7 protein-coding genes are annotated in these 5114 nt (G+C 72.6%); 3 read left to right on the top strand and 4 right to left on the bottom strand.

Annotation, left to right across the window (positions count from 1 at the left end; genetic code table 11):
• Window positions 1-790, bottom strand: a 790-nt coding sequence (locus AB0I76_RS22065) for an ABC transporter permease subunit (RefSeq protein WP_357038498.1), incomplete at its 3' end; no start/stop codon positions are given.
• A 65-nt stretch (window positions 791-855) separates the two neighbouring features.
• Window positions 856-1914: an iron ABC transporter substrate-binding protein gene (locus AB0I76_RS22060; RefSeq protein ID WP_357038495.1), complete on the bottom strand. Its 1059-nt coding sequence runs from the start codon at window positions 1912-1914 to the stop codon at window positions 856-858.
• 158 nt (window positions 1915-2072) lie between these two features.
• Between AB0I76_RS22060 and AB0I76_RS22055 the strand changes: the two genes are divergently transcribed.
• Both AB0I76_RS22055 and AB0I76_RS22050 read left to right on the top strand, forming a co-directional pair.
• Window positions 2073-2654 (top strand): HhH-GPD-type base excision DNA repair protein, encoded by a 582-nt coding sequence (locus AB0I76_RS22055; protein ID WP_357038492.1) that lies wholly within the window; start codon window positions 2073-2075, stop codon window positions 2652-2654.
• 51 nt (window positions 2655-2705) lie between these two features.
• Window positions 2706-3941 (top strand): low temperature requirement protein A, encoded by a 1236-nt coding sequence (locus AB0I76_RS22050; protein ID WP_357038489.1) that lies wholly within the window; start codon window positions 2706-2708, stop codon window positions 3939-3941.
• Between the two features lie 23 nt (window positions 3942-3964).
• Here the strand turns inward: AB0I76_RS22050 and AB0I76_RS22045 are convergent, their stop codons facing one another.
• Both AB0I76_RS22045 and AB0I76_RS22040 read right to left on the bottom strand, forming a co-directional pair.
• Window positions 3965-4273, bottom strand: a complete 309-nt coding sequence (locus tag AB0I76_RS22045; protein ID WP_357038501.1) for a hypothetical protein — start codon at window positions 4271-4273, stop codon at window positions 3965-3967.
• A 12-nt stretch (window positions 4274-4285) separates the two neighbouring features.
• Window positions 4286-4573 (bottom strand): hypothetical protein, encoded by a 288-nt coding sequence (locus AB0I76_RS22040; RefSeq protein ID WP_357038486.1) that lies wholly within the window; start codon window positions 4571-4573, stop codon window positions 4286-4288.
• 106 nt (window positions 4574-4679) lie between these two features.
• Between AB0I76_RS22040 and AB0I76_RS22035 the strand changes: the two genes are divergently transcribed.
• The gene (locus AB0I76_RS22035) at window positions 4680-5036 is read left to right on the top strand and encodes a DUF3099 domain-containing protein (RefSeq protein ID WP_357038483.1); all 357 of its coding nucleotides are present in this window, start codon (window positions 4680-4682) and stop codon (window positions 5034-5036) included.
• Window positions 5037-5114: the final 78 nt, after the last annotated feature.

The raw sequence follows: 5114 nt of genomic DNA, 5'->3' as shown, positions 1-5114 counted from the left end.
CCGTGCCGAGCCGCAGCCGCGGGGCCGGCCGCCGGGCGCCGCCGAGGCGGGCGTACCGGGCGCCGCGCCGCCGGGTGACCGTCTCGCCGGCCAGCAGCAGCACGGTCAACACCACCAGCACGCTGGAGAGCACCAACGCCCCCGTGCGGTCGAAGCCCAGGTCGAACGCGACGAAGATCGCCCGGGTGAAGGTGTCCGTGCGCAGGATCGACACCGCGCCGAAGTCGGAGAGCACGTACAAAGCGACCAGCAGCGCGCCGGCCGCGGTGGCCGGGCGGATCTGCCGCAACGTCACGGCGGTGAAGGTCTGCCAGCCGCTGCGGCCCAGCGAGCGGGACACCTCCTCCTGGGCCGGATCCGCACCCCGGAGGGCCGCCGCGACCGGCAGGAAGACGTACGGGTAGGAGCACAGGGTGAGCACCAGCGCCGCCGGCCAGAACCCCTCCAGCCCGTCGACCTCGGAGACCCAGGCGAAGGCGGCGATGTAGGTCGGTACCGCGAGCGGCAGGGCCGCCAGCACGGCGAAGAGCCGCCGGGCCGGCAGGTCGGTGCGGGTGACGAGGAACGCGGTGCCGACGCCGAGCACCACGCACGCGGCGGTGACGACGGCGGCCAGGCCGAGGCTGCGCAGGGCGAGCAGGCCGACCCGCTCGGTCCACAGCTCGTCGGCGACCCGTGCGGCACCCGCCTCGGCGGTGCGTACCGCGAGGTAGACCAGGGGCAGCAGGGCCACGGCCACCGCGACGGTCGAGGCCGCGAGCAGCGTCGGGCGCGGGGCCAGCCGCCGCAACCGCCCGCGTACGCCGGACAGGGCCGGCCCCGGAAGGGCCGGCCCTGCGGTGGTCGTGGGGGTGCTCAGGGCACCAGCCCCGATTCGGTGATCATCTTGACGGTGGCGTCGAGCGTGTCCAGGTCGTTGAGGTCGATCGCCGGAACCTTCAGCTCGGCCAGCGGCGGCACGTACGCCGGGCCGGGCACACCGGTCACCACCGGGTACTCGAAGGTCTCCTCGGCGAAGTACCTCTGGGCCTCGGCGCCGAGCATGAAGTCGACGAACGCCTTGGTGTCGGCGTCCTCGGCCGAGCGCTTGAGCACCCCGACACCGGCGACGTTGACCAGGGAGCCGGTGTCGCCGCCGGGGAAGAAGTGCAGCTTGGCCTTGAGGCTCTCCGGCGTGGTGCCCTGCTCCTTGGCGACCTCGCCCAGGTAGTAGTGGTTGACCAGGCCGACCGGGATCTCACCGCTGTTCACGGCCTCCACGATCTTGACGTTGTTGTCCCGGATCTGCGGCTCGTTGGCCTTGAGCCCGGCGAGGAAGTCCTTGGCCTTCTGGTCGCCGTGCTGGACCCGGATCGCGGTGACGAACGCCTGGAAGGAGGCGTTGGTCGGCGCGACGCCGACCTTGCCCTTCCACGCCGGGCCGGTCAGGTCGAAGACGGACGCCGGCAGGTCGGCGGCGGTGACCTGGTCGGCGTTGTAGACCAGCACTCGGGAGCGGGCGCTCAGGCCCACCCACTCGCCGTTGCGGGCCCGGTAGGTCTCGGCCACCTTGCCGGTGGTCTCCGTCGGCAGGGTGGCGAACATGCCCTTCTTGGCCACCGTGCCGAGCGCGCCCGCGTCCTGGGCGAAGAAGGCGTCGGCCGGGGACCGGTCGCCCTCCTCCACCAGCTGGGCGGCGAGCTGGGCGGTGGTGGCGTACCGGGTCTGCACCTTGATGCCGGTCTGCTGGGTGAACTTCTCCAGCAGGGGCTTGACCAGCTGCTCGTTGCGGCCGCTGTAGACCGTGATGGTCTTGTCGTTCGGCTTGCCGGGGTCGCCGGCGCCGTCCTCGTCGGACCCGCAGGCGACCAGGCCGAACCCGAGCAGCCCGGTGGCGACCAGCGTCGCGGTGGACCTGCGGAACGAGACGGACACGGTGGGAACCCCTTCACGACGGTAGACGGGTGGCCGAGGGAGAAGTTAGCACAGGCTAACCTCACCGTGAACCGGAGTGCGGGTCGCATCACGTGGCCGACCGGCCCGGACGGAGCGTCGACGCCCCCGGTCCGGCCGGCGGGCGGCAGGATGACCCCATGACCCTCGTCCTGCCCATCGACCCCGAGGCCAACCGGCTGCTGGAGCGCAGCCCGCTGGCGCTGCTCGTGGGGATGGTTCTAGACCAACAAGTGTCGATGGAGAAGGCGTTCTCCTCGCCGTACGTCCTCGTGCAGCGCCTCGGCCACGAGCCGGACGCCGCCGAACTGGCCGGGTACGACCCCGACGCCCTGGTCGCGCTCTTCGCCACCCCGCCGGCACTGCACCGGTTCCCCAAGGCGATGGCCGCCCGGGTGCAGGAGGTCTGCCGCGTACTCGTGGACCGGTACGACGGCGACGCCGCCCGGTTGTGGGCCGACGCCTCGGACGGCGCCGACCTGCTCCGCCGCGTCGCGGAGCTACCCGGCTTCGGCCGGCAGAAGGCGCAGATCTTCGTGGCGCTGCTCGGCAAGCGCTTCGGGGTGACACCGGAGGGCTGGCGGGAGGCCGCCGGTGGGTACGGCGACCCGGGCGCCCACCGGTCCGTCGCCGACGTGACCGACGCCGAATCGCTGCGGCGGGTGCGCGAGTACAAGCAGCAGATGAAGGCGGCGGCGAAGGCGAAGGCCACCGGGGACTGACGCAACGGGCCCGGCGGCGGCTCGTTGAAGCGAGGTGACCAGGATCGCCGGATGAGCAGCGGGAGAGGCGCGGCCCTGCTGCGCCCGTCGGGCAGCTCGCCCCGGGCCACCTTCCTGGAGCTCTTCTTCGACCTCGTGTTCGTCTTCGCGCTGACCCGCGTGTCCAAGCGGCTGATCGACGACATCGGGGCGGGGGAGCTCCTCGTCGGCATCGTGCACACCCTGATGCTGTTCCTCGCGCTGTGGCTGGTCTGGTCGATCACCACCTGGGTGACCAGCCGGTACGAGCCCGAGCGGTCGGTGATCCAGCTCGCGGTCGCCGGCTCGATGTTCGGCAGCCTGGTGATGGCCGTGGCGCTGCCCCGGGCGTTCGAGGAGCGGGCGCTGACGTTCGTGGTCGCGTACCTGGCGGTGATGATCGGCCGTCCGCTGCTCATCGCGACGGCCCTGCGCGGACATCCGCGCCGGCAGGTGCCGTTCCGGCTGGCCGCCTGGGCGGCGGTGGGCGGTGTGCCGTGGGTCGCCGGCGCGCTCGGGCCCGACGAGTGGCGGCTGTCGCTGTGGGCGCTGGCGCTGATCGTCGACTGCGCGGCGGCCCTGGCCGGTTGGCCGGTGCCCCGGCTGGGGCCGGCGCCCGCGTCCGGGTGGCGGATCGAGGGCGAGCACCTCGCCGAGCGGTACCAGCAGATCTTCCTGATCTCCCTCGGGGAGACGATCCTGGTCATCGGGGTCAGCTTCAGCGGTACCGAGTACTCCTACGAGCGGGCGGGCGCGTTCACCGTCGCCTTCCTGACCACCGCGCTGCTGTGGCGAATCTACTTCCACCGGGCGGGGCACCTGCTCGCCGAGGCGCTGCGCCTGGCCCGGTCTCCGGGCCGTCTGGGCGCGTCGGCGACCCGTACCCACCTGTTCATCGTCCTCGGCGTGCTGGCCACCGGGGTGGGTTACGAGCTGGTGATCAACCACCCGTTCGGCCGGCTCGACCCGGCCTGGCTGATTTTCATCCTCGGCGGGCCGGCGCTGTTCCTGCTCGCCCGGGCGCGCTTCGAGTACGAGATCTTCGGCCGGATCTCCGCGCCCCGGCTGGTCGCGGTCGGGGTGTTGGCCGTCGCCGCCGCCCCGCTCACGGCGGGGTCGCCGATGCTGGCCCTGGCGGTGGTGGCCGCGGTGCTGGCCGGCGTGGCGGTCGCCGACGCCCTGCGCAGCCGGGGCCGCCCCCCGGAGATGTCGGCGTCGCCGCTGGGACGTGGCGAGGCCGCTGGGGGAACCTTCCCGGCGGCGCCCTGAACGGTCGGCGCGGGGCCGGTCGGTCAGGCGGCGGTCGGCCGGGACAGGGCGGCGAGGGCTCGCCGTACGTCGGCGAGGGAGACCGTCGCCGAGTCGTCCAGGTCGGCCAGGCCGGCCTCGATCCACTGTCGCATCAGGGTGGTGACCCCGATGCCGCGCGCGTCGGCGGCCGCCCGGACCCGCTCGTACGTCTCCAGCGGCAGCCGGACCGAACGGCTCACCATCGGGGTGTCGGTGTCCGGCGTCGGCAGTTCCGCCGCCGGGCTCTCGTCGATCAGCTCGGCGAGCCCGTCGCCGCCGTGGAACTGCTTGGTCGCGTCGTCACGGTTCATCGTCACGCCCCCTCATCGGCGAGATCTCCGCACGGCCTCGTCGTAGCGCTTGGCCTCCACGTCGCTCAGCTCGCGGGCGGAGAGGATGTCCCAGTCGTTGTCGGTGCCGTCGGCCTCGGCGAGCAGCACGGCCAGCCGGCGACCCCGGCGGGCGGTGGCGTAGACGACCATCACGTCGTCGCCCAGGTGACGGATGACCCGCCGGCTGCTGTGCAGCGCCTCCCAGACTTCCCTCGGCGTGACGTCGTAGACCCGCAGGTTGGCCAGAGCCTCCTCGGTGAAGCTGAACCTGCTGCCCACGGGCCGAGCGTACCACGCAGGTAACACGAGCCCCGATGCGTCGATTCTCGCTGATCAAGCACGGGGAGTGACAGGATGGGTCGTAATCCCCTTGAGGAGGTCCGTGGTGAAGCGTCAGGCGTATCAGCCGATTCTGATCACCGACGCCTCGCGCAGCCAGGACGACCAGCTCACCAGTCGCCAGAAGCGCTATGTGCTGATGATGGGCGTCCGCGTGGCCTGCGTGATCGTCGGAGCGGTCCTGGTCGGCGTGCAGGCCCCGCTGCTGTGGCTGTGGCTGCCGCTGGTCGGCCTCGGCATGATCCTCATCCCGTGGCTGGCGGTCCTGCTCGCCAACGACCGACCGCCCAAGGACGAGCACCGGCTGATGAACCGGTTCCAGCCGCGCCAGCAGGACGACACCCCGCCGATGAGTCTCACCGCCGAGGAACGCCCGCACCGGGTGATCGACGCCGAGCCCTGACCGGGCCGGCGCACCGGCCCGGCCGAAGCCCGCCCGCCCCCTCAGGTCCCCGGTCGCGCTCCCACCCGGGAGACCGCC

This window comes from Micromonospora sp. NPDC049799 (assembly GCF_040656655.1).
Classification (GTDB): Bacteria; Actinomycetota; Actinomycetes; order Mycobacteriales; family Micromonosporaceae; genus Micromonospora.
The sequence above is the reverse complement of the archived record's forward strand: the minus strand, read 5'-3'. Positions and strand labels throughout refer to the sequence as shown.